Origin of the sequence: Falsiroseomonas sp., from assembly GCF_051859025.1 — a bacterium.
Classification (GTDB): Bacteria; Pseudomonadota; Alphaproteobacteria; order Acetobacterales; family Acetobacteraceae; genus Falsiroseomonas.
Genome location: NZ_JBHYGL010000002.1, coordinates 1 through 23,389, shown reverse-complemented (window position 1 = coordinate 23,389; position 23,389 = coordinate 1). Strand labels below are relative to the sequence as shown.

28 protein-coding genes and 1 pseudogene are annotated in these 23,389 nt (G+C 71.1%); 12 read left to right on the top strand and 17 right to left on the bottom strand.

Going from position 1 to position 23,389, the window contains the following annotated elements:
* Positions 1 to 7 precede the first annotated feature (7 nt).
* The gene (locus ACTIE5_RS05405) at positions 8 to 892 is read right to left on the bottom strand and encodes an aldose 1-epimerase family protein (RefSeq protein WP_439548685.1); all 885 of its coding nucleotides are present in this window, start codon (positions 890 to 892) and stop codon (positions 8 to 10) included.
* Entirely contained in the window at positions 889 to 1,824 is a 936-nt protein-coding gene (locus ACTIE5_RS05400; protein ID WP_439548684.1) for a 2-dehydropantoate 2-reductase, read from the bottom strand. Before ACTIE5_RS05400 ends, ACTIE5_RS05405 begins: the two co-directional genes overlap by 4 nt.
* Before the next feature lie 111 nt (positions 1,825 to 1,935).
* Here ACTIE5_RS05400 and ACTIE5_RS05395 point away from each other — a divergent pair, with 111 nt between their 5' ends.
* Positions 1,936 to 3,417: a UdgX family uracil-DNA binding protein gene (locus tag ACTIE5_RS05395; RefSeq protein ID WP_439548683.1), complete on the top strand. Its 1,482-nt coding sequence runs from the start codon at positions 1,936 to 1,938 to the stop codon at positions 3,415 to 3,417.
* A 69-nt stretch (positions 3,418 to 3,486) separates the two neighbouring features.
* Here the strand turns inward: ACTIE5_RS05395 and ACTIE5_RS05390 are convergent, their stop codons facing one another.
* From ACTIE5_RS05390 to hisB, 10 genes are all read right to left on the bottom strand, one after another.
* The gene (locus tag ACTIE5_RS05390; RefSeq protein ID WP_439548682.1) at positions 3,487 to 4,332 is read right to left on the bottom strand and encodes a SirB1 family protein; all 846 of its coding nucleotides are present in this window, start codon (positions 4,330 to 4,332) and stop codon (positions 3,487 to 3,489) included.
* A gap of 3 nt (positions 4,333 to 4,335) precedes the next feature.
* Positions 4,336 to 4,725 carry a histidine triad nucleotide-binding protein gene (locus tag ACTIE5_RS05385; protein ID WP_439548681.1) on the bottom strand — a complete coding sequence of 130 codons (390 nt, stop codon included), beginning with the start codon at positions 4,723 to 4,725 and terminating at the stop codon, positions 4,336 to 4,338.
* 88 nt (positions 4,726 to 4,813) lie between these two features.
* On the bottom strand, positions 4,814 to 5,470 hold the full coding sequence (locus tag ACTIE5_RS05380) for a phosphoribosyl-ATP diphosphatase (RefSeq protein WP_439548680.1): 657 nt from the start codon (positions 5,468 to 5,470) through the stop codon (positions 4,814 to 4,816).
* Positions 5,470 to 6,240 carry an imidazole glycerol phosphate synthase subunit HisF gene (gene hisF / locus ACTIE5_RS05375; protein WP_439548679.1) on the bottom strand — a complete coding sequence of 257 codons (771 nt, stop codon included), beginning with the start codon at positions 6,238 to 6,240 and terminating at the stop codon, positions 5,470 to 5,472. Before hisF ends, ACTIE5_RS05380 begins: the two co-directional genes overlap by 1 nt.
* A 97-nt stretch (positions 6,241 to 6,337) precedes the next feature.
* On the bottom strand, positions 6,338 to 6,517 hold the full coding sequence (locus ACTIE5_RS05370; protein WP_439548678.1) for a hypothetical protein: 180 nt from the start codon (positions 6,515 to 6,517) through the stop codon (positions 6,338 to 6,340).
* Positions 6,518 to 6,524: 7 nt separating this feature from the next.
* Positions 6,525 to 7,253 carry a 1-(5-phosphoribosyl)-5-[(5-phosphoribosylamino)methylideneamino]imidazole-4-carboxamide isomerase gene (gene hisA, locus ACTIE5_RS05365; protein WP_439548677.1) on the bottom strand — a complete coding sequence of 243 codons (729 nt, stop codon included), beginning with the start codon at positions 7,251 to 7,253 and terminating at the stop codon, positions 6,525 to 6,527.
* A gap of 5 nt (positions 7,254 to 7,258) precedes the next feature.
* A complete protein-coding gene (locus ACTIE5_RS05360) occupies positions 7,259 to 7,846 on the bottom strand; it encodes a GNAT family N-acetyltransferase (protein ID WP_439548676.1) in 588 nt (195 codons plus the stop codon).
* Positions 7,843 to 8,496 carry an imidazole glycerol phosphate synthase subunit HisH gene (gene hisH / locus ACTIE5_RS05355; RefSeq protein WP_439548675.1) on the bottom strand — a complete coding sequence of 218 codons (654 nt, stop codon included), beginning with the start codon at positions 8,494 to 8,496 and terminating at the stop codon, positions 7,843 to 7,845. The genes ACTIE5_RS05360 and hisH overlap by 4 nt, the downstream gene beginning before the upstream one ends.
* Before the next feature lie 10 nt (positions 8,497 to 8,506).
* On the bottom strand, positions 8,507 to 8,917 hold the full coding sequence (locus tag ACTIE5_RS05350) for a DUF2628 domain-containing protein (protein ID WP_439548674.1): 411 nt from the start codon (positions 8,915 to 8,917) through the stop codon (positions 8,507 to 8,509).
* Positions 8,918 to 8,919: 2 nt separating this feature from the next.
* Positions 8,920 to 9,516 (bottom strand): imidazoleglycerol-phosphate dehydratase HisB, encoded by a 597-nt coding sequence (gene hisB / locus ACTIE5_RS05345; RefSeq protein WP_439548673.1) that lies wholly within the window; start codon positions 9,514 to 9,516, stop codon positions 8,920 to 8,922.
* A 163-nt stretch (positions 9,517 to 9,679) separates the two neighbouring features.
* On the opposite strand from hisB, the gene hslV reads away from it, so the two are divergent.
* The 10 genes from hslV to ACTIE5_RS05295 all read left to right on the top strand — a co-directional run bounded on the left by hslV (position 9,680) and on the right by ACTIE5_RS05295 (position 18,631).
* Positions 9,680 to 10,246: an ATP-dependent protease subunit HslV gene (hslV, locus tag ACTIE5_RS05340; protein WP_439548672.1), complete on the top strand. Its 567-nt coding sequence runs from the start codon at positions 9,680 to 9,682 to the stop codon at positions 10,244 to 10,246.
* Positions 10,243 to 11,568, top strand: coding sequence for an ATP-dependent protease ATPase subunit HslU (gene hslU / locus ACTIE5_RS05335; RefSeq protein ID WP_439548671.1), 1,326 nt, complete (start codon positions 10,243 to 10,245; stop codon positions 11,566 to 11,568). The genes hslV and hslU overlap by 4 nt, the downstream gene beginning before the upstream one ends.
* Positions 11,569 to 11,703: 135 nt before the next feature.
* On the top strand, positions 11,704 to 11,928 hold the full coding sequence (locus ACTIE5_RS05330) for an AbrB/MazE/SpoVT family DNA-binding domain-containing protein (protein WP_439548670.1): 225 nt from the start codon (positions 11,704 to 11,706) through the stop codon (positions 11,926 to 11,928).
* 10 nt (positions 11,929 to 11,938) lie between these two features.
* Positions 11,939 to 12,334 carry a type II toxin-antitoxin system death-on-curing family toxin gene (locus ACTIE5_RS05325; RefSeq protein WP_439548669.1) on the top strand — a complete coding sequence of 132 codons (396 nt, stop codon included), beginning with the start codon at positions 11,939 to 11,941 and terminating at the stop codon, positions 12,332 to 12,334.
* Positions 12,335 to 12,359: 25 nt separating this feature from the next.
* The gene (locus tag ACTIE5_RS05320; protein ID WP_439548668.1) at positions 12,360 to 13,181 is read left to right on the top strand and encodes an EcsC family protein; all 822 of its coding nucleotides are present in this window, start codon (positions 12,360 to 12,362) and stop codon (positions 13,179 to 13,181) included.
* Positions 13,182 to 13,357: 176 nt separating this feature from the next.
* Entirely contained in the window at positions 13,358 to 15,424 is a 2,067-nt protein-coding gene (locus ACTIE5_RS05315) for a DUF4214 domain-containing protein (RefSeq protein WP_439548667.1), read from the top strand.
* A 131-nt stretch (positions 15,425 to 15,555) separates the two neighbouring features.
* Complete coding sequence (locus tag ACTIE5_RS05310; protein ID WP_439548666.1) at positions 15,556 to 16,338, top strand: FTR1 family protein; 783 nt, start codon at positions 15,556 to 15,558, stop codon at positions 16,336 to 16,338.
* Between the two features lie 153 nt (positions 16,339 to 16,491).
* Positions 16,492 to 17,238, top strand: a complete 747-nt coding sequence (locus ACTIE5_RS05305; RefSeq protein ID WP_439548665.1) for an AzlC family ABC transporter permease — start codon at positions 16,492 to 16,494, stop codon at positions 17,236 to 17,238.
* Positions 17,235 to 17,558 carry a hypothetical protein gene (locus tag ACTIE5_RS05300; protein ID WP_439548664.1) on the top strand — a complete coding sequence of 108 codons (324 nt, stop codon included), beginning with the start codon at positions 17,235 to 17,237 and terminating at the stop codon, positions 17,556 to 17,558. Before ACTIE5_RS05305 ends, ACTIE5_RS05300 begins: the two co-directional genes overlap by 4 nt.
* Positions 17,559 to 17,614: 56 nt before the next feature.
* On the top strand, positions 17,615 to 18,631 hold the full coding sequence (locus ACTIE5_RS05295) for an HWE histidine kinase domain-containing protein (RefSeq protein ID WP_439548663.1): 1,017 nt from the start codon (positions 17,615 to 17,617) through the stop codon (positions 18,629 to 18,631).
* On the opposite strand, the gene ACTIE5_RS05290 is transcribed toward ACTIE5_RS05295, so the two are convergent.
* Positions 18,616 to 19,467, bottom strand: a complete 852-nt coding sequence (locus tag ACTIE5_RS05290) for an amidohydrolase family protein (RefSeq protein ID WP_439548662.1) — start codon at positions 19,465 to 19,467, stop codon at positions 18,616 to 18,618. The two genes, ACTIE5_RS05295 and ACTIE5_RS05290, sit on opposite strands and share 16 nt — an antisense overlap.
* Before the next feature lie 43 nt (positions 19,468 to 19,510).
* Between ACTIE5_RS05290 and ACTIE5_RS05285 the strand changes: the two genes are divergently transcribed.
* On the top strand, positions 19,511 to 20,494 hold the full coding sequence (locus ACTIE5_RS05285) for an NAD(P)-dependent oxidoreductase (RefSeq protein ID WP_439548661.1): 984 nt from the start codon (positions 19,511 to 19,513) through the stop codon (positions 20,492 to 20,494).
* Between the two features lie 9 nt (positions 20,495 to 20,503).
* On the opposite strand, the gene ACTIE5_RS05280 is transcribed toward ACTIE5_RS05285, so the two are convergent.
* From ACTIE5_RS05280 to ACTIE5_RS05265, 4 genes and pseudogenes are all read right to left on the bottom strand, one after another.
* The gene (locus ACTIE5_RS05280; RefSeq protein WP_439548660.1) at positions 20,504 to 21,559 is read right to left on the bottom strand and encodes a protein-glutamate methylesterase/protein-glutamine glutaminase; all 1,056 of its coding nucleotides are present in this window, start codon (positions 21,557 to 21,559) and stop codon (positions 20,504 to 20,506) included.
* A 17-nt stretch (positions 21,560 to 21,576) separates the two neighbouring features.
* Entirely contained in the window at positions 21,577 to 22,212 is a 636-nt protein-coding gene (locus tag ACTIE5_RS05275; protein ID WP_439548659.1) for a chemotaxis protein CheD, read from the bottom strand.
* The gene (locus ACTIE5_RS05270) at positions 22,209 to 23,066 is read right to left on the bottom strand and encodes a CheR family methyltransferase (RefSeq protein ID WP_439548658.1); all 858 of its coding nucleotides are present in this window, start codon (positions 23,064 to 23,066) and stop codon (positions 22,209 to 22,211) included. Before ACTIE5_RS05270 ends, ACTIE5_RS05275 begins: the two co-directional genes overlap by 4 nt.
* A gap of 3 nt (positions 23,067 to 23,069) precedes the next feature.
* Positions 23,070 to 23,389: pseudogene (locus ACTIE5_RS05265) on the bottom strand (methyl-accepting chemotaxis protein); the annotation flags it as partial.

Sequence of the window (23,389 nt, the reverse complement as noted above, 5' to 3'; positions counted from 1 at the left end):
ACGCGGTTCATTCCGTTATTGAGACGCGCCAGGTGAAGCGCCGCGTTTCCCCGGCGTTCAGCATTTCCATCCCCGGCTTGGACCAGACATCGACATCGTAGCCATCGATATCGGCATGGCCGGCCCAGGGTTCGATGCAGAGGAAATCGGCGCCGGGCTTCATCCAGAGGCCGAGCTGCCCGAAGCCCTGCCAGGCGATCTCCAGCCCCGGGGCGGACCCAGGGGCGGAATAACGCAGGCGGCGGCTGGCGGGGTTCAGCAGGATCATGGCGCTCGGGCGGAACAGATCCTCCCGCAGCCCCAGCGTGCGGCCATGAATCGGCAGGGCGTGGGGTGTCTGGTCGATCAGCCCGGCCTCGTTCAGGCGGAAGAAGGGGCCGGCTTCCTCCTGCTCGAAGTCGATGCGGTGGGCCAGCTTGCCGGCGCCGCCGGGCAGCGGCCAGCAGAAGGCGGGATGCGCGCCGACGGAGAAGGGCAGCGTCCCCTCCCCCGCATTCGTCACGGCATAGGTCACGGCCAGCGTCGCACCATGCAGGGCGTAGGCGACCTCGAAACGGAAGGCGAAGGGGTAGATGGCGCGCGTCGCTTCCGAATCCGTCAGCAGGAAGCGGCAGCCGGTGGCGTCCTGCTCCACCAGGGTGAAGCGGCTGTCGCGCGCGAAGCCGTGCTGGCCCATGGGGTAGCTGGCATCGCCGATGCGCAGCCTGTCGCCCTTCACCCGTCCGACGATCGGGAACAGCACGGGGGAATGGCGCGGCCAGGCTTCTTCCGCCTGCCAGAGCAATTCGCGGCCCTGCGCGTCCTGCAGGCTGGAGAGTTCGGCGCCATCGGCCTTCACCGTGGCGCGGAGCTTCGATGTGCCAAGGCTGACCTGGTCGGGGTTGCCTGTCATGGCAGTCGCTTCGCCTCCCGCCGCTGGTCATGCGCGCGGGCGTGCAGCAGGGCCTGCGCGTGCAGATCCTCCGGCACCCCCGCCGCGCGCGCGGCATCGGTGAGGAAGCCGAGGATGTGCTCCGCCTCCGTCCGTCCGCCCGCCTCCAGGTCCCGCAGCATGGAGGCTGTGTAGGCGCTGGCGGCGTCGGAGAACATGGCGCGGTAGCTTTCCATGAAACCGGGCGACATGGGGAAGCCGTTGGCCGCGGCGATGGCGGCGTTGCGTTCGAGGAGGGAGAGCAGGAAGCCGCGGCCGCCGGCGCGGATGATCTCCCCCACGCTGGCGCGCATCAGCACGGTGCCGGCGGCGACGGTGCCGAGGTGGACCAGCTTCTCCCACATCCGGCGGCGGATATCGGGCACGGCCTGCGCCACCAGGCCGGGCGCGTCGCCCAGCGCGGCGGCGAAGGCGGCGGCGCGGCCATCCATGCGGCCATCCTGTTCGCCAAAGGTCAGCCAATGCCAGTCGTTCAAATGCTGCACCGTGCCGTCCGGGCGCAGCGTCGCGGCGCATTTGGCCAGGCCGCCCCAGACGCGATCGGCGCCGAAGGCGGCGTTCAGGCGGTCGATATGCGACAGGCCGTTGAGCACCGGCAGGACGCAGGCGCCGCCCTCCACTGCGGGGCGGATCGCCTCGATCGCCGCATCCAGATCATAGGCCTTGCAGGACAGCAGCACGACATCGAAGCCGGGCGTGGCCCGGGCCAGCGTGGCGACGGGGGTGTCGAAATCGCCGAAGGTGCTGCGGATGCGAAGCCCATCCCGCGCCAGGGCGGCGGCGCGGGCGGGGCGCACCAGGAAGGCGACATCGAGCCCCCGCTGCATCGCCCTGCCACCGAAATAGCCACCAAGCGCCCCCGCGCCCAGCACCAGCATCCGCATCGCCATCATCCGTTTTCCCGTGCGGCATGAACATCACCGATGCGGGCCGCCCCTCCAAGACTCGCTTGAGGCCAGGGAATATGTTCTATATTTGTTCACGACGAGGTGAAGGAGCAGGGGATGACGGTCGCGGCGATCCTGGCAGGGCCCGCGGATTTCGCGGGATGGCGGCAGGCGGCGCGTGGCCTGGTGGCGGCGGGGCTGGCGCCGGCGCAGGTGGAATGGCGCGTGGCGGGCGATGCGCCCACCTTGTTCGGCGACACCCCCGCCCCCCCGCCGCCGGACCAGCCCGGCCGCTTCACCGTGCCCCGCGCCCTCCTGGGCCTGGCGGAAATCGCCATCCGGCACAGCGACCCGGAACGCTTCGCCCTGCTCTACGGCCTGCTCTGGCGGCTGCAGAACGGGGAGGCTGCGCTGATGCAGGTGGCAACCGACCCCGCGGTGGCGCGGCTGGAGGCGATGGCCAAGGCGGTGCGGCGCGATGCCCACAAGATGCACGCCTTCCTCCGCTTCCGGCAGGTGGAGACGGAGGCCGGCACCCGCCATGTCGCCTGGTTCGAGCCCGACCATCACATCGAGGAGGCGGAGGCCGATTTCTTCGTCCGCCGCTTCGCCAGCCTGCGCTGGACCATCGTGACACGGCGCCGCACCGTGGGCTGGGACGGGGAGGCCCTGTCCCTCGGCCCCGGCGGCAACCGCGCCGACGTGCCGCCGGATGATGCGGTGGAGCCCCTGTGGCGCGCCTATTACGGCGCCATCTTCAACCCGGCGCGGGTGAAGCCCAACGCCATGCGGGCGGAAATGCCCCGCAAATACTGGCGCAACATGCCGGAGACCTTCGAGATTCCCCGCCTGCTGGCGGAAGCCCCGCAACGGGTGCGGGAGATGGTGGCCCGCGGCGGCGGCGCGCCCAACCCGCAGCCGCAGCGCGCCATCCATGTGCCCGCGCAGCCCATCGCCGCCCCGCGCGTTGAGGGGGCCATGGACCTGCTCGACACCGCCCGCGACCCGTCCCTGGCGCTGGCCGACCTCCGCCAGGAACTGCTCGGCCGGGGTGACTGGCCCGAATGGGCGACCCGCGCCACGCAACCCGTCTTCGGCGAAGGGCCGGTCGGCGCGCCGCTGCTTTTCGTCGGCGAACAGCCGGGCGATGAGGAGGACATCCAGGGCCGGCCCTTCGTCGGCCCGGCGGGGCGGCTGTTCAACCGGGCGATGGAAGCCGCGGGCCTGCCGCGCGATGCCGCCTACGTCACCAATGCGGTGAAGCACTTCAAGTTCACGCCGACCGGCAAGCGGCGCCTGCACCAATCGCCGGATGCCGGCGACATCACCTACTACCGGCCGTTCCTGCTGCGGGAGGTGGGGCTCGTCTCGCCCAGGCTGGTCGTGGCGCTGGGGGCTTCGGCGTTGCAGGCGCTGACGGGGAAGAAACTGCCGGTGATGAAGTCGCGCGGCACGATCGTCACGGGGCTCGACGGGCACCCGATCTTCGCGACGGTGCATCCGAGCTTCCTGCTGCGGATACCGGACGAGGATGGGCAGGCGCGGGAGTTCGAAACATTCGTGGAGGATCTGAAGGGGGCGGGGCAACAGGTCGCGTAGGACGCCCGGGGGAAACGCTGTTTCCCCCGATACCCCCATTGCCAGGGTCGAGACGACCCTGGACCGTCTTCAGTTCAGGCGCTGGCGTAATTCTTCCAGCAGGCCGCGGACGCGCAGGGCCTGGGGGCCCTCGGGGACCAGCTTGAGAAAACTCTCCAGCGCGGCGATGGCGGCGCCGATCTGGTCGAGACGCTGATGCATCAGGCCGGCTTCCCGCCACAAGGGCGCGGCATCGGGGGCGATGCGCAGCATGTCCTCGGTGCAGGCCACGGCGCCGGCCAGATCGCCATCCCGCAGGCGACGCACCTTGATGTTGTTCTGCAACCGCAGCAGCACGGCGCGCTTTTCCATCCGCGCGAGCGACGCCGGGCCCAACTCCGCCTGGTCCCCCGCGAAACGCTTCAAGGTGGCGCGAAGGTCACGCGCCTCCATCGCACGGCCGCCGGCGAAGACATCCACCACCACCTGGCCGCGACCGGCCAGCGCGATCAGGAAATGGCCGGGGAAGTCGATGCCATGCGCCTCCCACCCCGCGGCCTCCGCCGCATGCAGCCAGAGGATGCCGAGCGCGACCGGCAGGCCCCGGCGGCGCTCCATCACCCGCAGCAGATTGGCGTTGGCCAGATCCTCGTAATTCTCCTCATCCCCGGCATAGCCGAACTGGCCGTGGATGACCTGGGCGAGGACGGCACGGCGGCGGGCGACGTCGCCGGCATCGGCTTCCTTGTCCCCGGCGGCGGCATTCACCGCGGCGCGGGCCAGCGCCGTCAGGTGTTCAGCCCCTGCACGCCAATCGGCATCCAGCGCATCGACGCGCGCCAGCTGCAGCGCGGCCAGGCCGATATCGATCTCGGAATCCGGCAGCGTGCCGAGCGCGGCCAGCGCCGACCGCGCATCCTGCAACGGGTTGCTCATGATTCAGGCCTGGGGCGCCGGGACCATCCGGCCGACGCGGCGGCCGCCGAAGATGTGGACGTGGAAATGGGGCACCTCCTGCCCGCCATCCTCGCCCATGTTGGACAGGATGCGATAGCCCGAAGCCTCCAGCCCCAATTCGCGCGCCACCTGGCCGACGGCCCGCCAGAAGCCCGCGATCTCGGCGTCCGACGCATTGGCGGTGAAATCGGCGTGGGAGACATAGGCCCCCTTCGGGATCACCAGCACATGCACGGGCGTCTGCGGGTTGATGTCGTGGAAGGCCAGCGCGAAGGCATCGTCATGCACCCGCTTGCAGGGGATCTCCCCCCGCAGGATGCGCGCGAAGATGTTTTGCGGGTCATAGGGCGGCAGGCCGGTGATGCGCGTCATCGTCGAAGCTCCGCGGGCGTGGTCTGGGCGCGTGGTCTGGGCGCCTGTTCTGGTGTTGCCGGCCTGCCTGCGCAAGCGGCGCCGGGCATCAGGGCAGTTTGGTCGTGTTCGCGGCGCGGACCAGGCCCTTGGGCCGCGACGCCTTCTCCGCGATGCCGGAAATGCCCTGGCGGCGGGCGAGTTCGGCCCAGACCTCCGCCGGCGCGATGCCGGCATCCACCCAGAGAACCAGCAGGTGATAGAGCAGGTCGGCGCTTTCCAGCACCGTCGCGGCGCGGTTGCCCATCGTCGCCTCGATCACGCATTCCACCGCCTCCTCCCCCAGCTTCTGGGCGACCTTGGCGGTGCCGCGGGCCAGCAGGCGGGCGGAGTGCGAATGCTCGATGTCGCCGGCGGCGCGGCGGGCCTCGATCGTGCGCCACAGCGTGTCGAGGATCGCGGCTTCCGCGCCCTCCACCGTGAAGGGGCCGAGCGCGCCGGCGCCGGCGGCGGCCGCGGCCTTGGGCATGGCAAGCTGCCGGGCGACGGGGATGGTGGGCGGCAGCGGCAGGGCGGCCGCGACCTTCAGCGCCTTCTTCTTCGCCTTGGGCAGCTTGGGCTTCGAAAGCTTCGCTTTGGGGGGCTTGGCCTTGGGCGCCTTGGCCTTCACCGGCTTTGCCTTCGGGTCCTTCACCAGCTTCGCCTTGGCGGGCTTCGCCTTCGGGTCCTTCACCGGCTTCGCCTTGGGGGTCGCGGCCTTGCCCATCACGCAGCCTCCGCCATCGGGCGCACGGGCAATCCCGCCGCTTCCAGCGCCGCCTTGGCCTCCGCGATCCGCATCTGGCCGTAATGGAAGACGCTGGCGGCCAGCAGGCCGGTGGCCCCCGCCTTCGCGCCATCCACGAAATGGCTGGTATCGCCGACGCCGCCGCTGGCCACGATCGGCAGCCTGACCGCCGCCCGCGCGGCGCGCAGCAGGCCGAGGTCGAAGCCCTGGCGGGTGCCGTCACGGTCCATCGAGGTCAGCAGGATCTCCCCGGCGCCACGGCGCTCGGCCTCCCGCACCCATTCGATGGCGTCGATGCCGGTGCCGCGGCGGCCGCCATGGGTGAAGACCTCCCACTGGCCCTCGCCGGAGGACCGGGCATCGATGGCGACGACGATGGCCTGGCTGCCGAAGGCCTCCGCGCCGCGGGTCACCAGGGCGGGGTCCGACACGAAGGCGGAATTGATGGAGACCTTGTCGGCACCGGCCAGCAGCAGGCGGCGCATATCTTCCACCGCGCGGACGCCGCCGCCGACGGTCAGCGGGATGAAGACCTGCGCCGCGGTGCGGGAGACGACGTCGAGCATCGTGTCCCGGCCCTCATGGCTCGCGGTGATGTCGAGGAAGGTGATCTCGTCCGCGCCTTCGCGGTCATAGATGCGGGCCTGCTCGACGGGATCGCCGGCATCGCGCAGCTCAAGAAAATTCACGCCCTTGACGACGCGGCCGTCCTTGACGTCGAGGCAGGGGATCACGCGCAGGGCCAGCACCAGGGGCGCTCCGCTGGGGGACAAGGGAGTCCGGGTTGTCAGGGGCCGCGCCGGGTGGCGGGGGCCTGCGGGTGATTGCGACCGTTGGCGCCGTTGGTCAAGCGATGATCTGGCGGACCCAGCCCAGCAGGAGCCCGGCGAGGACCAGCACCAGCGCGGCGCCGGCATCCCGCCGGCGGAAGGGCGCGCCCTTCACCAGTCGCGCCAGCACCCGCACCGCGAGCCAGGCCGCCAGGATGAAGCAGGCCGTCTCCGCCAGGTGCAGCGGGGCGGCCATGGGCGGTTCAGGCGGCGGCGAGTGCCAGGGCGGCGGCGGGTTCCACGCGCCCGTCATACAGCGCGCGGCCCAGGATGGCGCCTGCGACGACGCCCTCCGCCTTCAGCGCCACGATGTCATCCGTGGAGGCGACGCCGCCGGAGGCGATGACGGGCATGGTCACGGCGCGGGCCAGAGCGGCGGTGGCGGTGACGTTCACGCCGCTCAACATGCCGTCGCGGGCGATGTCGGTGTAGATGATGGCGCAGGCGCCGGAGCCTTCGAAGGCTTTCGCGAGGTCCACCGCGGTCGTGCTGCTCGTCTCCGCCCAGCCTTCGGTGGCGACGAAGCCGTCCCGCGCATCGATGCCGAGTGCCACGCGCCCCGGGAAGGCGCGGCAGGCGGCGCGGGCGAAGTCGGGGTCCTTCACGGCGGCCGATCCCAGGATGATGCGCGTGACGCCGGCGGCGAGCCAGGCTTCCGCCGTCGCCATGTCCCGGATGCCGCCGCCCAGCTGCACGGCAAGCCCCGGGACGGCGGCGATGATGCGCTGCACCGCCGCCACATTGGCGGGCTTGCCGGCGAAGGCGCCGTCGAGGTCCACCACATGCACCCAGGCGAAGCCCTGGCCGGCGAAGGACGCGGCCTGGGCGCCCGGATCATCGGCATAGACGGTCGCCTGCGCCATGTCCCCGCGCTTGAGGCGCACGACCTGGCCGCCCTTGAGGTCGATGGCGGGATAGAGAACGAAACCCATGGGTGTCACCCGCCCCCGATCAGGCTTTCCGTGCTGCGCCCGCGGCCGGGCTCCAGCAGCTTGTGGTAGAAATGGCCGGCGACGGTGCGGCTTTCGACCCGCGCATAGGCGGGATGGGTGCCCCAGCGCGTGTAGCCGAGGCCCTCGAACAGCGCGATGGCGCTTGCCTGCGTCTCCCGCACGTCGAGGTTCAGGACGCGGATGCCGGTGCCGGCGGCGTATTCCTCGACGCGCTCCACCAATTGCCGGGCCAGGCCATGGCCGCGGGCATAGGGGGCGATGTAGGCGTGGGTCAGCTGGGCGGCGAAGGCCTGGGCTTCGTTGTTGCGCGGCGGGCGGACCAGCTGGGCGCTGCCGACGACGATGTTGTCCAGCCGCGCCACGAACAGCGTGCGGTCCGGCACCAGCAGCACGCCCTTGAAGTGGCGGGCCAGCGCGGCGCGGTCCTGGGACTGCACCCAGCCGAAGCCGCCGCCTTCGATGATCGCGGCGTTCGTCGCCTCGCAGAGTTCGTCGAGGTCATGGGGCGAGAGTTCGGTGACGATCGCCACCGCCAGCTTGTGCTGGCCGGCGCGCTGGATGGTCGGGGTCATGGAGTCCATCGCAGGAAGTTGGCGAGGATGCGCAGCCCGACCAGGCTGCTCTTCTCCACATGGAATTGCGTGCCGGCGATGTTGTCCCGCCCGACGATGGCGGGAACCTTGCCGCCATAGGTGGCGCTGGCCAGCAATTCGGGGGCCTTGCCGCCGGACAGCGCGTAGGAATGCACGAAATAGGCATGGGCGCCCGGCGCGATGCCTTCCAGCAGCGGATGCGCCGCCTGGTCCAGCACCAGCGCGTTCCAGCCCATCTGCGGCAGGGGCAGTTCCGTGCCGGCGGCGTCGCGCGGGTCCATCGGCGCGATCTCGCCGCCGATCCAGCCGAGGCCCTGCGTCACGCCATGTTCCAGCCCGCGCTCCGCCATCAGCTGCATGCCGACGCAGATGCCGAGGAAGGGCTTTCTGCGGATCATGACGCTGTCGTTCAGCGCCTCCACCATGCCCGGCAGGGCGTCCAGGCCCCGGCGGCAGGCGGCGAAGGCACCCTGGCCGGGCAGCACGACGCGATCGGCCGCGCGCACATCATCGGCGCTGGTGGTGACGGCGACGTCGGCCGCCACGCCGGTTTCGCGGATGACGCGTTCCAGGGCGCGGGTGACGGAGGCGAGGTTGCCCGAGCCCGGATCGACGACCGCGATCTTCATGGGGCGATCCTCATGGCAACGTCCGCACCAGATCGGGCCGCTGCTGGCCGAGGCGGAACCAGGCGGTATCCAGGCTGTCCGCCACCACCACGCCCTGTTCCGGCAGGCCGAGGCGCGCCAGGCGCGCGCGCAGGCGGTCCCGTGCCTCGAACCCCGCCAGCAGGTGCAGGGCGACGGTGGCGGCACTCAGGATGGGTTCGGGCAGCAGGAAGGCCGCGGCGACGATGAGCAGCAGCAGGCCGAGCGCTTCCCACCACAGCCGGTTCCAGGCGAACCAGAAGGGGCCGAGGATGGTGGCGGCCAGGGAGAAGCCTTCCGGCACCAGGACTGGCGGGCGCACCTTCGGCTCCGGCCAGCCCTCCGGCCCGGCGGACCAGGATGCGGGCGGGGGGGGCGCCGCGTGGACGGTGTAGAGCTTCACGATCAGCCCTCCAGCGAGCCCTTGGTGGAGGGGATTTCGCCAGTCATGCGCGGATCGGCTTCCACCGCCATGCGGAGCGCGCGGGCGACGGCCTTGAAGCAGGCTTCCGCCACATGGTGGGCGTTGCTGCCGGCCTTCAGGGTGACGTGCAGGGTGATCCCGCTGTTGAAGGCGAAGGCGCGAAAGAATTCCTCGACCAACTCGGTGTCGAAGGTGCCGATCTTGGGGCGCTGGAAGGGGACGGACCAGGCGAGGAAGGGGCGGCCGGAGATGTCGATCGCGGCCTCGGCCAGCGCTTCGTCCATCGGCAGCAGGCACTGCCCGAAGCGGCGGATGCCGCGCTTGTCGCCCAGCGCCTGGCGCAGCGCCTGGCCGAGCACGATGCCGACATCCTCCACCGTGTGGTGGTCATCGATATGCAGGTCGCCCTTGGCCGCGACGGTGAGGTCCATCAGCGAATGGCGGGCGAGCGCGGTCAGCATATGGTCGAAGAAGCCGACCCCGGTCGCGACCTCCACCTGGCCGGTGCCGTCCAGGGCAAGGGTCAGGCGGATATCGGTTTCGGAGGTGGCGCGGGCGATGCTGGCGGTGCGCGTCATGGGCGCTGCACTAGCGGATAGGGCGGGCGGGGTCCACGGGCGGGTGATGGCGAGGGTGCAACAATCGGGGTGACGGCCTACCGTTGTTGCATATTTGTTCTGCATCATCGTTGCTGCCGCCCCGCATTGCACTGACACCGAGCCGATGCCACATGCGCGGGCCATGAACACCACCTCCCCTCCGCATGATCCTCTCGGCTGGCACGGCACCACCATCCTCTGCGTCCGCAAGGATGGGCGCGTGGCGATGGCGGGGGATGGCCAGGTTTCGCTGGGCCAGACCGTCGTGAAGGGCAATGCCCGCAAGGTGCGGCGCATCGCCCAGGGCCGCGTGCTCGCCGGCTTCGCCGGTGCGACGGCCGATGCCTTCACCCTGCTGGAACGGCTGGAGGCGAAGCTGGAACGCTTCCCGGACCAGCTGGAACGCGCCTGCGTCGAACTCGCCAAGGATTGGCGGACGGATCGCTACCTGCGGCGGCTGGAAGCGCTGCTCGCGGTCGCGGATGGCAAGCGGTCCCTGCTGCTGACCGGCCAGGGCGACGTGCTGGAACCCGAGGATGCCGTGATCGGCATCGGCTCCGGCGGGAACTACGCGCTGGCGGCGGCGCGCGCCCTGCTGCCGGTCGAGGGGCTCTCCGCCGAGGAGATCGCGAAGCGCTCCATGGCGATCGCCGCCAGCATCTGCGTCTACACCAACGGCAACATCGTGCTGGAGACCATCGAGTCGTGACGGAAACCGTGAACCTTTCCCCGCGGGAAATCGTCAGCGAGCTCGACCGCCACATCGTCGGCCAGAACGACGCCAAGCGCGCCGTGGCCATCGCGCTGCGCAACCGCTGGCGCCGCCAGCAACTCGCGCCCGGGCTGCGCGAGGAAGTGGTGCCGAAGAACATCCTGATGATCGGGCCGACGGGCTGCGGCAAGACGGAGATCGCGCGCCGCCTCGCGAAGCTTGCCAACGCGCCCTTCCTGAAGGTGGAGGCGACGAAGTTCACCGAGGTCGGCTATGTCGGCCGCGACGTGGACAGCATCATCCGGGATCTCATCGAGGTCAGCATCACGCAGACGCGGGAAAACTCGCGCAAATCGGTGCAGGCGAAGGCGGAGCTGGCAGCTGAAGAAAGGCTGATCTCCGCCCTGGTCGGCGAAGGGGCCTCCGGCGAAACCCGCATGAAATTCCGCCGGATGCTGCGGGAGGGCCAGTTGGAGGCGCGGGAGGTGGAGGTCCAGGTGGCCGATACCACCGGCGGCATGCCGATCGGCATGATGGACATGCCCGGCGCCCAGGGCCTGCAGATGCAGAACATGCAGGAAATGCTGGGCAAGATGTTCGGCGGCCGCCAGAAGCCCCGCAAGATGACGGTGGCGGAGGCGCGGCAGGTCCTGCTGAAGGACGAGGCCGACAAGCTGCTGGACCAGGAGGCGCTGACGCGGGAAGCCGTGGCCAATGCCGAGAACAACGGCATCGTCTTCATCGACGAGATCGACAAGGTCTGCGCCCGCACCAGCGAGGGCGGCACGCGCGGCGGCGACGTCTCCCGCGAAGGCGTGCAGCGGGACCTGCTGCCCCTCATCGAGGGCACGACCGTCACGACGAAGCACGGACCGGTGAAGACGGACCACATCCTCTTCATCACCTCCGGCGCCTTCCACCAGGCGAAGCCGAGTGACCTGCTGCCGGAATTGCAGGGCCGCCTGCCGATCCGCGTGGAACTCTCCGCGCTGACGCGCGAGGATTTTCGGCGGATTCTGACGGAGCCCGAGCATTCACTGGTGAAGCAGTACATCGCGCTGCTGGGGACGGAGGGCGTGACGCTCGACATCACCGCCGACGCGACGGACGCGATCGCGGAACTGGCGGCCGAGATCAACGCCTCGGTGGAAAACATCGGGGCGCGGCGGCTGGCGACGGTGATGGAACGGCTGCTGGACGAGATCAGCTTCACTGCCTCCGACCGGGGCGGGGAGACGATCACGGTGGATGGCACGCTCGTGAGAACGCGCGTGGCGCCGCTGGCGGGCAGCGCGGATCTGTCGCGGTTCATCCTGTAGGAGAAATCGCGGTACGATCCCGTGGCTCAACAGGATCGTACCGCGGTACTTTTGGTATCGACTTCTCATCTCGAGAGCTGTTATAACTTCCGTTGACACGGCATCTCCAGCGATGCCATGACGGAGGCATGAGCCATGGCGACCCTCAAGCTGCGCGCGGTTGGCAATTCGGTGGGCGTGGTGCTGCCGAAGGAGTTGCTCGCGCGCCTGAACCTGGTGGAGGGCGACAGCCTGCAGGTGGTGGAAAGCCAGGACGGTTTGCTGCTGACCGTGGTGCCCCAGGAAACCGAGGCGCAACTCGACCTCGGGCGCGAGATGATGCGCAAGTACCGGGAGACTTTCGCAGCGCTGGCGAAGTAGCGAGGGCACCGTGACGCCCCCCCGCTGGCTCGACAAGCGAGCGCTTCTCTACCTCCATCGTGAAAGCCTGCGCCAGTTCGGCGGCGCGGATGGGTTGCGGGATGAGGGGCTGCTGGACAGCGCCCTTGCCCGCCCCCTCAACCGTCATGCCTATGAAGCCGAGACGGATATCTGCCGCCTGGCGGCGGCCTATGCCCATGGCATCGTGCGCAACCATCCCTTCGTGGATGGCAAAAAGCGCGCGGCCTTCGTGGCGGCGGGCGTCTTCCTGATGGCGAACGGGCTGGACCTGGTGGCGCCGCCGGCGATGGCCACGGTCGCCATGCTGGACCTCGCCGCCGGCGACCTGTCCGAAGACGAATTCGCGACCTGGCTGCGGGACCATACGGCTCCTCGTGCGTCATGACGCGCGAACCCCCATATGGTGCCGCATGTCCCTCACCATCGCGCCTCCCCCGCCGAGCATCCTGACCGACGACGCGCGGGCGGAACTCTCCCGCGCCGTCGTGCAGTTGGAGACCGTGTCGCTTGCCGCGCGCATCGCCGGCATGGTCGGCACCCCCGTGGAGGCGCTGCGGTCGCGCCTGCCATCCGGCGTGCAATCCATGCTGGATGGCGCGGTGCGGAAGGCACTGGCTTCCGCCATGCAGGCGGCGCTGAAGGCCTCGCCCAGCGCCAACCCCACCCCCTTCCCTACGGCCTGGTTCCATCGCGGCCTGGCGGCGGCGACGGGGGCGGCGGGCGGTGCGCTCGGCCTGCCGGGGACGCTGGTGGAACTGCCCATCTCCACCACGCTGCTGCTGCGCCAGATCGCGGCCATCGCGGCGGAGCACGGTGAGGATCTGGCGGACCCGCTGGTGGCCGCGGAATGCCTGAAAGTCTTCGCCCTCGGCGGCCGGGATGCGCGGGATGATGCGGCGGAATCCGGCTACTTCGCCGTCCGCGTCGCGCTGGCGGAGGCGGTGAAGGGCGCGGTCGGCAAGGGCATGGCGGGGATGCTGCTGCCGGGCTTCCTCGGCCCCATCGCGGCGCGTTTCGGCGGGCCGGTGGCGCTGAAGATCTCCGCCCAGGCGGCGCCGCTGATCGGCGCGGCAGGCGGGGCGGCCATCAACCTCGCCTTCCTCGAGCATTTCCGCGGCGTGGCGCAGGGGCATTTCACCGTGCGCCGGCTGGAAAGGCTGCATGGCCCCGATGCGGTGAAGACCGCCTATGAGGCGATTGCCGCCACGCGCGACGCCCGCTTCATGGCGTGAATGGGGCAGCGGCAGCCCGAACGGCGGCCGCGCGCGCCATCGTGACCGCCGGAAAACGAGGCCCGCCGCAACGTTACGCGGCCTTGCGCGTTGCTTCTCACTAGCCCGTCATCAGGACGAACCATCGCGGGATCGCCGCATTGCCCACCGGAACCAGCATCCGGGGGTTATTCGCCTTGCAACTCGATCTCATCCTGCGTGGCCAGTCCAACGCCGCCTATCTCGCCGAACTCGATGGCTTCGCCGGGGCGGGGCGGCTGGTGACTGAGGTGGAGCGGCTGCTCGGCTTCGATGGCGTGAATGACCGCGTCACCCTGGTCTATGACCGGGATGGCCAGGGCGGCGACACCACCTATCCCGCCACCGCCTTCCTCGATGAATGGATGGACCCCGCGGCGGGCGGCGGCTGGCAGGCCGGGGAGCTGGAGCAGCTGTTCCTGCGGCGGATGGAGCAATACGTCGCCGACGGTCCGGGCGACGCGACCGCCCTGGTCTGGCTGCATAGCGAATATGACAGCCGCGATGCCGGTCTTTCCGCCACCTCCCTCGCCCAGGCGATGCGGGTCGATGCGGGGCTGGTGCGCCAGGTGCTGGGGCGGGACATCCCCTATTTGTATGTCGCCGCGCATCCCTTCGGCGACGGCACGGATACCGGCCACCAGGCCATCCGCCAGGCGATGGAGACGCTGGCCGCGGATCCCGGCTTCAATGCGCGCATCGCCGCGCGGGCGCCGGACCTCAATGTCGATCTCGACAACTACGATGGGGATGAGAAGACGCGGGAATTCGGGGGCGCGCATATCTCGGCCTCCGACGCGCTGATCGTCGCGGGGCGCATCGCGCGCGTGGCGGCGGAGGAATTCGCGGCCTATGCCAAGCCGGGCTCGCCGGTCGCGTTGGCGGGCGGGAACATCGCCTCCGACGGTCCCCAGGTGGTGGCGGCGACGCGGCTGGAGCCGACGCGCCTGCAGGTGGATGTGCGGCATGACGGGGCCGCGGGCTTCGCGGCCCTGGATGCGGATGCGGCGGCGGGTGCCGGCTGGTCCGCGCTGCTGCCGAATGGCACGCGGGTGCAGGCGACGGGCGCGGCGATCCTGGATGCGGACAGCCTGGCGGTCAGCTTCGGCCAGGCGCTGCCGGTTGGCGCGGTGCTCGACTATGCCTGGGGCATCGGCAAGCTCTGGGGCGCGGATGGCACCGGGCAGGGCCATGCGGTGACGGATGGGGCGGGCCTGCCGGTCTGGACGGCGGCAGCGGGGGTTGTGGTGGGCAATGGCGCGCCAGCGCCGGTGGCCGTGCCGGTCCCGGCGCCGGTCCCGGTGCCAGCCCCCGTTCCCGTGCCCGCGCCCGCGCCGCAGCCCCTGACACCCGCCACGATCGACACCACCGCCCTGTTCCGCGAACAGGCGACGGTGACGCTGGTCGCCCCCGATCTCGCCGTGGTGACCACCGCCGATGGCCGCAGCACGACCGTGGGCGGCAGCGAGATCCGCTTCGCCGATGGGCGGGAAGTCATCGGTGCCGGCGGCAATGCCGCGCTGGTGGACCGGCTGCATGACATCGTGCTGGGGCGCGATACCTCCCCGCTCGGCACTAGCTGGGCGGCGGATGCGCTGGATTCGGGGCGCATCCAGGCGCGGGACCTGGCGGAGGGATTCCTGGCGCAGGGCGGCATCGGCGCCATCGCGGATGATCGCGCCTTCGCCACCGCCGCCTGGACCAATGCCGCCGGCGCGCCCCCCACCGAAGCCGGCGTCGCGCTGCTGCTGGAACGGCTGGAGGCCGGCAACCGCGCCGACTTCCTCGTCATGGTCGCGACGGAGGCCTATGTCCTGGCCGCCCGGCCCTCCCCCGCCAGCGGTGCCTTCGTCGCGGATTGGGGCCTGAGCTTCGCGGATGGCCTGACGCGCCTCGCCTATGGGCGGGAAGCGACGGTGGCGGAGTTGCGCGCCCTCGACGCCCGGCTCGATTCGGGATGGTCCCCGGCGGAGCTGGCCCGCGACCTGGCGGGCACGGCGGAATTCCAGTCCCGCATCGCCGGGCTGGATGATGCCGATGCGGCGGTCCTGCTGCACCAGGCCGCGCTGGGGCGCGCGCCGGATGCGGCGGAACTGGCCGAATGGGCCGGCCGCTTCGCCGCGGGCGCGACGACGGCCGACCTGGCCGAGGCGCTGGCGGATTTCTGGGAGTTCCAGGCCGGCGTGCAGTCCCGCGCGGCGGACGGCCTCTCCCCTATAGGCTGACAAGGGGGCGGCTGAAGCGGGATTGCCCGGCGCGCGCGCGCCGGGCGATGGCTTGCCATTGTTTCACGTGAAATGGACGGCGGCGGGGATTAATTTGCGAACGACTCGCAATCTCAGAAAGCCTCCGCACCATGTCCCTCATGCTCGATGCCGGCCTGATCCTGCTGCGGGAGGGTCTGGAAGCCGTCCTCGTCCTCGCCGCCCTCGCTGCCTTCATCGGCCGCGCCGCGCCCGAACGCGCGGGCGCACTCGGCTGGGGCGCGGCGGGCGGGCTGGGTGCCAGCCTGGTGGTCGCCGTGCTCTACGCCATCCTGCTGGGCGGGGAACATGATGACCGGGTGGAAGCCGCGACCTGCCTGCTGGCCGCGGCACTGATGCTGTGGACCGGCGGCTGGCTGGCGCGCCACGCCGATCCCCGCGCCTGGTCCGAAGCCCTGAAGCAGCGCACGGGCCGCGCCCTGGAAAGCAACCGCGTGGCGCTGGCCGTCGCGGCCATCGGCTTCCTCGCCGTCTTCCGCGAAGGGGCGGAAACCGTGCTGTTCCTCGCCGCCCTGGGGGCGGAGGAACAGCCGCTGCCCGTGCTGGCCGGCGCCGCCGTGGCGGCGGTGCTGCTGTTCGGCTTCTGGCTGGCGATCCGCCGCGGCACGCGCCGCCTGCCGCTGCGGCCGCTCTTCCTCGGCACCAGCCTGTTCCTGCTGGTCGTGGCGGCGCGCTTCACCGCGGCGGCGGTGCAGGAGATGCAGGAACAGGCCTTCATCGGCTTCACGCCCATCGACCTGCCGGCGGCCCTGGCCGCGATCGACGTGCCGGAAAGCGCGGAGGCGCTGGCGGCCTTCCTGGCCGTGCTGTGCCTGGCGCCGATCGCCTTCCTGCCGCGGCGACGGGCGGCGGCCCGGCCGGCGGCGGCGGAGTAGCGCCGCCCACCTGCACCAAGTGTCAGTCCGCAGGGGGGCGCCGCCCCCCCTGCAACAAATGTCAGTCCGCAGGGGGGCGCCGCCCCCCTGCAACCCCCGGCCAGGGTCCAACGGGACCCTGGACCGCGAGATTATGGGTCCGGCGGGTGGGGGGTGACGCCCGCCACGACCACCCGCATCCTCCCGCCCATGCATCCGTCCTTCCGCAACGGCGCCCGCGAGGCCCTCGGCGCCCCGGCGCTGGCCATGGGCGCCACCTTCCTCGCCTTCGGCGCAGCAGTGGCGGAAGCGGGACTGTCGCTGCCCTGGGCGCTGCTCTGCACCGGCGCGGTCTACGGCATGGCGGGACAATTGGTGCTGCTGCAGGTGGCGGCAGGGGGCGGGGTGGCCCAAGGGGGGGCCCCAGCGGCTGCCCCAGGGGCTGGGCTGCCGGCGGTGGTCGCGGCGACGGCCGCCAATGCGCGCTTCCTGCCCATGGCGGTCGCCATCGCGCCGATGCTGGGGCGGGGCTGGCGGCGCTACCTCGCCCTTCCCTTCATCGCCATCACGCCCTGGGCGGCGGGGATGCGCGCGCTGCCAGGGCTGGCGGAACCCGCGCGGCTGCCATGGTTCCTCGGCTTCGCCATCGCATCCTGGTGCGCGGCCATGGGCGCCACCGCCGCCGGGCACCTCGCCGCGCCGAACCTGCCGGCCGAACTCCGCGCCGCGCTGCTCTTCACCAACCCGCTGTATTTCTGCCTGCTGCTGGCGGCCGATGCGGGAAGGCCAGGCGTCGCGCCGGCACTGGTCGCCGGCGTGCTCGCTTCACCCCTCGCCTTCGCGGTGGGCGGCGCCTGGGGGCTGCCGCTGGCGGGGCTGCTGGGCGGCACGCTCGCCTTCCTCTGGAACCGCCGGCGATGAACCAGGCGGATTGGGCGCTGGCACTGACGGTGGGGATCGGCCTGGCGCTGCGGGGCTGTGGCCTGCTGCTGGGCGGCGCGCTGCGGCCGGACCACCCCGCCATCGCCTGGGCCTCCGCGGTGTCCGTGGCCACCCTCGCCGCCTTCGTCACCCTGGCGATCGCCGCCCCCGCCGGGCTGCTGGCCACCGTGCCCTGGCCGGCGCGGCTGGCCGGGCTTGCCGCGGGCGGCCTGGCCTACGGCCTGCTGCGCCGCCGCCTGCTGCCGGCCATGGGGGCGGGGCTCGCCGCGCTGCTGCTGGCCCGGCTCTGGACGGGCTGATACACTCGACTCCGCAAGGACCGAGGGAGCGGCAGCCTGCAGGATCCGGTGCCTGGATGATCGGCTTCGACCTGGGCTCGGAAGCCGGGCGGGAACGGGCGCGGCTGGCGATTAAGAATTTCGGCATCGCCTTCTTCGACTCCGACGTGGCGACCGGCACTGTCGTGCTGAGCCCCAACGCCTTCGCCATGTTCGGCCTGCCAGTGCCGCCTCGCATGCCGGTGGAAAGCACGGGGTTCTGGGAATGCTATCACCCCGAGGATCTCGAGGCCGCCCGCGCCACCTTCGCCGCCGATTTGCGCGGCGACCGCAACCGCGACATCTATTGCGAGCGCGTCCGCATCATCCGCCAGACCGACCGCGCCATCCGCCATATCGAATTCCTCGGCCGCATGTTCGGCCCGCCCGGCGCGCGCACCCACATAGTCGGCATGCTGCGCGACGTGACCGATGAGGCGGAGGCCGAGGCGCGCCGCGCCCTGCTGGTGCGGGAAGTGAACCACCGCGCCAACAACACGCTGTCCGTCGTGCAGGCGCTGCTGCGGCTGACCCAGGCGGCGGACGTGCCGGAATACAAGCGGCGGCTGGAGGGACGGATCCTGTCGCTGGCCCGCACCCAGACGCTGGTGGACCAGGCAGCGCAGCATCCCGCCGCCTTTGCCCTGCTCATCGCCTCCGAACTCGCCGCCTATCGCGACCACCTGACGCTGGAAGCCGATGACGTGCCTGACCTGGTGGCGAATGCGGTGCAGCCGGTGGCGATGATCCTCTATGAGATGGCCACCAATGCCGCGAAGCACGGGGCACTGGCCGCCGCCAGCGGCGAGGTGCGGATCGAGGCGCGGCGTGACGGCGCGGCGGTGGTGCTGCGCTGGGCCGAGCAGGGCGGCGCGCCGATCATCGCCCCGCCGGCGCGCAAGGGCACGGGCATGGCGGTGATCCAGTCCCAGATCCGCCGCCTCGGCGGCACGCAGCTTCTGGAATGGACGCCAGCCGGGTTGCTGGTGGAGCTGCGCTTTCCCCTGGAGAACTGGGCCGGGCGGAAGCCGGGCGGGGATCAGCCGAAGCCGTAGAGCGTGGCCGCGTTGTCCACCAGGATGCGATGCCGCACCGCTGCATCGGGCGCCCATTCGGCCAGGCGGTCCAGCAGCGCCGCGTCATCCGGGATGGTGGTGGCATTGGGATGCGGCCAGTTGGTGCCCCAGACCAGCCTTTCCGGCACCGCCGCCACCAGCGCCCGCGCCAAATCGCCCACCGCCTCCGGCCTCGCCTGGTCCAGCGCATAGGGGGAGGAGAGCTTCATCCAGCCCCGCCCCGCCTGCATCAGGTCCATGACCACGCCCCAAGCGGGATCGGCTTCCCATTCCACGAGCGGCAGCTGCGCGAAATGGTCGAAGACCACCGGGCAGGGCAGCGCGCGCAGCACGGGGCCAAGACCCGCGATGATCGCCGGCGTCGCATAGAGCTGCAGGTGCCAGCCGAGTTCCGCGAGTGTCCGCCCGAGCGGCGCGACATCATCGACGCTCAGGGGAATGCCCTGCACCAGATTGGCCCGCGCGCCGACCACGCCGTCCGCCGCCATGGCGCGGAGTTCAGCCATCGGCGTGCCAGGCGCCACCACCGCCACCATCCGCGCCCGCATCGGCCCCGCCTGCCGCAGCGCCGCCAGATGCAGTGAATTGTCGAGCCCGTAGGTGGAGGGCTGCACCAGCACATGCCGGTCCACGCCGAGCCGCGCCAGCACCCGCGCATGATCCGCCAGGCTGGCATCCGCATGGGGCCGCCCGCCCGGCACCACGGGCGCCGCCGCGTCATAGACGTGATGGTGGCAATCCACCGCGCCCGGCGGCACGGGAATGCGGGGCGGGGCGGTGCCCGCGGTGAAGGGGATCTCGTGCGCCGTGCTCATGCCCCCTAGGCTAGGACGAGAAGAACCGGAGGGCGAGACGTCCATGCTGCGCGTGTTCCTGACCCATACGCCCGAGATGCGGGCCGGCTACTACCCGCCCCGGGCCGAGGCTGCGCTGCGGGCGGTGGCGGAGGTGGTCCTGCATGACGGCGACCGCCCTTTGGCCGGGGAGGAGCTGGCCCGCGCGGCGGCGGGCTGCCACTGCATCGTCGCCGATCGTTCGACCCCCGGCCTGCCCGCCACCTTCGCCGCGGCGCCTGATCTGCTGGCCTTCCTGCGCGTGGCGGTCGACATCTCCACCATCGACGTGCCAGCGGCCAGCGCGGCCGGCGTGCTGGTGACGCAGGCGACGCCGGGCTTCACCGCCAGCGTGGCGGAACTCGCCATCGGGATGATGGTGGATCTGGCGCGCGGAGTCTCCACCAGCAGCACCGCCTATCACAACGGCACGCTGCCGGAGGTGCGGATGGGCGTGCAGCTGGAAGGCAAGACACTCGGCCTGATCGGCTGGGGGCGCATCGCCCGGCGCATCGCCCCCATCGCGACGGCGATGGGCATGCGCGTGGTGGTGCATGACCCTTACGCGGCGGTGGAAGGCGCCGAGGCCCTGGGACGCGACGCGCTGCTGGCGGCAAGCGACGTGGTGATGCCGCTCGCCGTCTCCACGCCGGAGACGCGGCACCTGATGAATGCGGACGCCTTCGCCCGCATGAAGCGCGGCGCCTTCCTGGTGAATCTCAGCCGGGGCGAGCTGGTGGATGAGGACGCGCTGGAGGCGGCGCTGGAAAGCGGCCAGCTGCGCGGCGCGGCGATGGATGTCGGCAGCGCGCCGGACCAGCGGCCCGCACCGCGCCTGGCCGCGCGCGCGAATGTGGTGGCGACGCCGCATGTCGGCGGGCTGACGCCGGAAGCCGCGGAGCACCAGGCGATGGATACCGTCCGCCAGGTGGGGATGCTGGCGCGGGGCGAGATGCCGGATGGCGCGGTGAACGCCGATGCCGCGACACGCTTCGCGGCCTGGGTGTAGGCGCGCTGACTACGCCGTGCGGCGCGCGGGCTCGGCCTCCCGCGCCCGCACGATCTCGCGCGCCAGTTGGTCCACCGTCAGCTCCTGCTCCACGGCGCCGATCTGCATGGCGGCCTTGGGCATGCCGTAGACGACGCAGCTCGCCTCCGTCTGGCCGAGCGTGCGCGCCCCGGCGCGGCGCATGGCCAGAAGGCCGTTCGCGCCATCCTTGCCCATGCCGGTCAGGATGATGCCCATCGCATTCGCGCCCGCCGCCGTCGCGACGGATTGGAACAGCACATCGACCGAGGGACGGTGGCCGGATACCGCCGGGCCATCATGCAGGCGGCAGGCGTAATGCGCGCCGGTGCGCGTCACTTCCAGGTGGCGCGCGCCGGGGGCGATGTAGACCTGGCCCGGCAGGATGCGCCGGCCATCCGTCGCCTCCACCACCGTCATGGCGCATTGCTGGTCGAGCCGCCTGGCGAAGCTGGTCGTGAAGCCCGCCGGCATGTGCTGGGTGATGACGATGGCCGGCGCCGTCGCCGGCATCTGCAACAGCAATTGCTGCAGAGTCTCCACCCCCCCGGTGGAGGCACCGACCGCGACGATGCGTCCGGCAGTGGAAAGGCGGGCATCCACCTGCAGCGGCACGCTCGCCACCGCGCGCATGGCGCGGGCACGAGGCCTGGCCGCGGCGGCGGCGCGGACCTTCGCGACCAGTTCCTCCCCCAGCGCCGTCATGCCGCTGCGGATATCGATCAGCGGTTTGGCGACATCGTCGATGGCGCCGAGTTCCAGCGCCCGCAGCGCCGCATCCGTGCCCTTCTGCGTCAGGGTGGAGACGACGACCACCGGCATCGGCCGCAGCGCCATCAGCTTCTCGAGGAAACTCAGCCCGTCCATCTTCGGCATCTCGATGTCGAGCGTGAGCACATCCGGCGACAGCGCCTTGATCTTCTCCCGCGCCACCAGCGGATCGCCGGCCGTGCCGACGACCTCGATCCCCGGATCGGCGGAGAGGAGTTCCGTCAGCAATTGCCGGATCAGGGCACTGTCATCCACCACGAGCACCCGGATCGGCATGCCGCTCACCCTTCCTGTCATTCAAAAATCTCGATGCTGCCGGCGACCGGACGATTGGCGAGGTGCCGGCGCAGCCTGCCTTCCTGGGCGCGGACGATCTCCTGCGCCTCGGGCAGTAACCGCATGAAGGCGCGGCCGAGCACGGGCTGGTAGACGATGCTGCGGGCGCGCGCGCCGCCGAGGTTTCGCGCCACCGCCTGCATCCGCTCCGCCTTCAGATAGGCATCGATGAATTCGATGTTGCGGCTGCCGACGGAATCCGTGCTGGCGCCGAGCCGCGCGCCGCCGAACAGCTTCACCTCCATCCGCGCGCGCTGCCCACCGCGCGCCAGCAGGTCGTTCACCAGGCGCTCCATCGCGAAATTGCCGTAGCGCAGGCTGGCCGCCGCCTTGCCCCAGCCGCCATCGACGCTGGTCGGCAGCATGAAGTGATTGAGGCCGCCGACCCGCGCGACGGGGTCGCGGATGCAGGCGGAGATGCAGGAGCCGAGCACGGTGACGATCACCGCCTCCTCCTCCGCCGAGACATGGTATTCGCCCGGCCCCACCTTCACCGCCCGCCGGCCGGCCAGCGGATCGCCTGACAGCAGCAGCCGGGATTGCAGCGCGGCGCCGGCGGTGGCAGCAGCCGGCACCGCCAGGGACGGGCTCATTTGACCCTGCGGTATATGGTCCGGCCGAGATGCGTGAAGCGTTCGCTCACGCGGTAGAGACTTTCGGAATGGCCCACGAACAGCATGCCGCCGGGCTTCAGCATGTCCGCGAAGCGGTCGAACAGCACGCGCTGCGTCGGCTTGTCGAAGTAGATGACGACATTGCGGCAGAAGATCGCATCGAAGGGCCCGCGCATCGGCCAGGGGCCGAGCAGGTTGAGCGACCGGAAGGCGATGAGGTCCTTCAACTCATCACCCATCGCGACGGTGGAGGCATCGACACGCCGCACATGGGCGCGCCGCAGCTCCGCCGGGATGGCGGCCACGCGTTCCATGCCGTAGAGCCCGGCGGCGCCATGCGCGACCATGTCGGTGTCGATATCCGTCGCGAGCACCTTCGCGTCCCAGGCACCGAGGTCCGACATCGCGCGATGCAGCGTCATGGCGATGGTGTAGGGTTCCTCGCCCGAGGAACAGCCGGCGGACCAGATGCGCAGCCGCCGCTGGTCCCGCGACAGGGCGGGCAGCACGCGGTCGCCCAGCGCCTCGAAGTGATGGGGTTCGCGGAAGAAGCCGGTGAGGTTCGTGGTGATCGCATTGATCATCCGCACCCGTTCTTCCGCGCCGTCCGGGCCTTCCAGCATGGCCCGATAGTCGCTGAAGCTCAGCAGCCGGAGCGCCCGCAGCCGCCGCCGCAGCCGCCCATGCACCAGGTCCCTCTTGTTCTGGCCGAGGACGATGCCCGACGCCTCCCTCACCATGGCGGCGATGGCGACGAAATCCTCGTCATGCAGGAGCACTTCCTGCATGAGCGCCGTGACGGAAGGTCCGGGCAGGGTTGCCGCGGCGGACATGGATCAGAACTCCTTCCACTCGTCATCCGACGTCGCGGCCTTGGCCGGGCCGGGCTTCGCGGGACGTGAAGCGGGCCGCGCGGCGGCGCGCGGGGCCGGCCGGCCCTTGGGGGCGGGCGGCGCCTGGTCGGCGTTCAGCACGAAGGCGGAGACCATGCCGGACAGCGCTTCCGTCTGTTCCTCCATGGACTTCGCCGCGGCCGCCGCTTCCTCGACCAGCGCGGAATTCTGCTGCGTGATCTTGTCCATCTGCGCGACGGCGACGTTGACCTGCTCGATCCCCGCCGATTGTTCCTGCGACGCGGCCGAGATCTCCGCCATGA

Bases quoted from the DNA above. Each gene is read 5' to 3' on its own strand.
- ACTIE5_RS05280 (WP_439548660.1), bottom strand. From the start codon at position 21,559: ATGCCGATCCGGGTGCTCGTGGTGGATGACAGTGCCCTGATCCGGCAA.
- hisH (WP_439548675.1), bottom strand. From the start codon at position 8,496: ATGAAGATCGCGGTCGTCGATCCGGGCTCGGGCAACCTCGCCTCCGTC.
- ACTIE5_RS05380 (WP_439548680.1), bottom strand. From the start codon at position 5,470: ATGGGCAAGGCCGCGACCCCCAAGGCGAAGCCGGTGAAGGACCCGAAG.
- ACTIE5_RS05405 (WP_439548685.1), bottom strand. From the start codon at position 892: ATGACAGGCAACCCCGACCAGGTCAGCCTTGGCACATCGAAGCTCCGC.
- ACTIE5_RS05395 (WP_439548683.1), top strand. From the start codon at position 1,936: ATGACGGTCGCGGCGATCCTGGCAGGGCCCGCGGATTTCGCGGGATGG.
- ACTIE5_RS05330 (WP_439548670.1), top strand. From the start codon at position 11,704: ATGGCGACCCTCAAGCTGCGCGCGGTTGGCAATTCGGTGGGCGTGGTG.
- ACTIE5_RS05390 (WP_439548682.1), bottom strand. From the start codon at position 4,332: ATGAGCAACCCGTTGCAGGATGCGCGGTCGGCGCTGGCCGCGCTCGGC.
- ACTIE5_RS05300 (WP_439548664.1), top strand. From the start codon at position 17,235: ATGAACCAGGCGGATTGGGCGCTGGCACTGACGGTGGGGATCGGCCTG.
- ACTIE5_RS05285 (WP_439548661.1), top strand. From the start codon at position 19,511: ATGCTGCGCGTGTTCCTGACCCATACGCCCGAGATGCGGGCCGGCTAC.
- ACTIE5_RS05360 (WP_439548676.1), bottom strand. From the start codon at position 7,846: ATGACCCCGACCATCCAGCGCGCCGGCCAGCACAAGCTGGCGGTGGCG.
- ACTIE5_RS05275 (WP_439548659.1), bottom strand. From the start codon at position 22,212: ATGAGCCCGTCCCTGGCGGTGCCGGCTGCTGCCACCGCCGGCGCCGCG.
- hisB (WP_439548673.1), bottom strand. From the start codon at position 9,516: ATGACGCGCACCGCCAGCATCGCCCGCGCCACCTCCGAAACCGATATC.
- ACTIE5_RS05295 (WP_439548663.1), top strand. From the start codon at position 17,615: ATGATCGGCTTCGACCTGGGCTCGGAAGCCGGGCGGGAACGGGCGCGG.
- hslV (WP_439548672.1), top strand. From the start codon at position 9,680: ATGAACACCACCTCCCCTCCGCATGATCCTCTCGGCTGGCACGGCACC.
- hisA (WP_439548677.1), bottom strand. From the start codon at position 7,253: ATGGGTTTCGTTCTCTATCCCGCCATCGACCTCAAGGGCGGCCAGGTC.
- ACTIE5_RS05290 (WP_439548662.1), bottom strand. From the start codon at position 19,467: ATGAGCACGGCGCACGAGATCCCCTTCACCGCGGGCACCGCCCCGCCC.
- ACTIE5_RS05370 (WP_439548678.1), bottom strand. From the start codon at position 6,517: ATGGCCGCCCCGCTGCACCTGGCGGAGACGGCCTGCTTCATCCTGGCG.
- ACTIE5_RS05270 (WP_439548658.1), bottom strand. From the start codon at position 23,066: ATGTCCGCCGCGGCAACCCTGCCCGGACCTTCCGTCACGGCGCTCATG.
- ACTIE5_RS05310 (WP_439548666.1), top strand. From the start codon at position 15,556: ATGTCCCTCATGCTCGATGCCGGCCTGATCCTGCTGCGGGAGGGTCTG.
- ACTIE5_RS05400 (WP_439548684.1), bottom strand. From the start codon at position 1,824: ATGATGGCGATGCGGATGCTGGTGCTGGGCGCGGGGGCGCTTGGTGGC.
- ACTIE5_RS05385 (WP_439548681.1), bottom strand. From the start codon at position 4,725: ATGACGCGCATCACCGGCCTGCCGCCCTATGACCCGCAAAACATCTTC.
- ACTIE5_RS05320 (WP_439548668.1), top strand. From the start codon at position 12,360: ATGTCCCTCACCATCGCGCCTCCCCCGCCGAGCATCCTGACCGACGAC.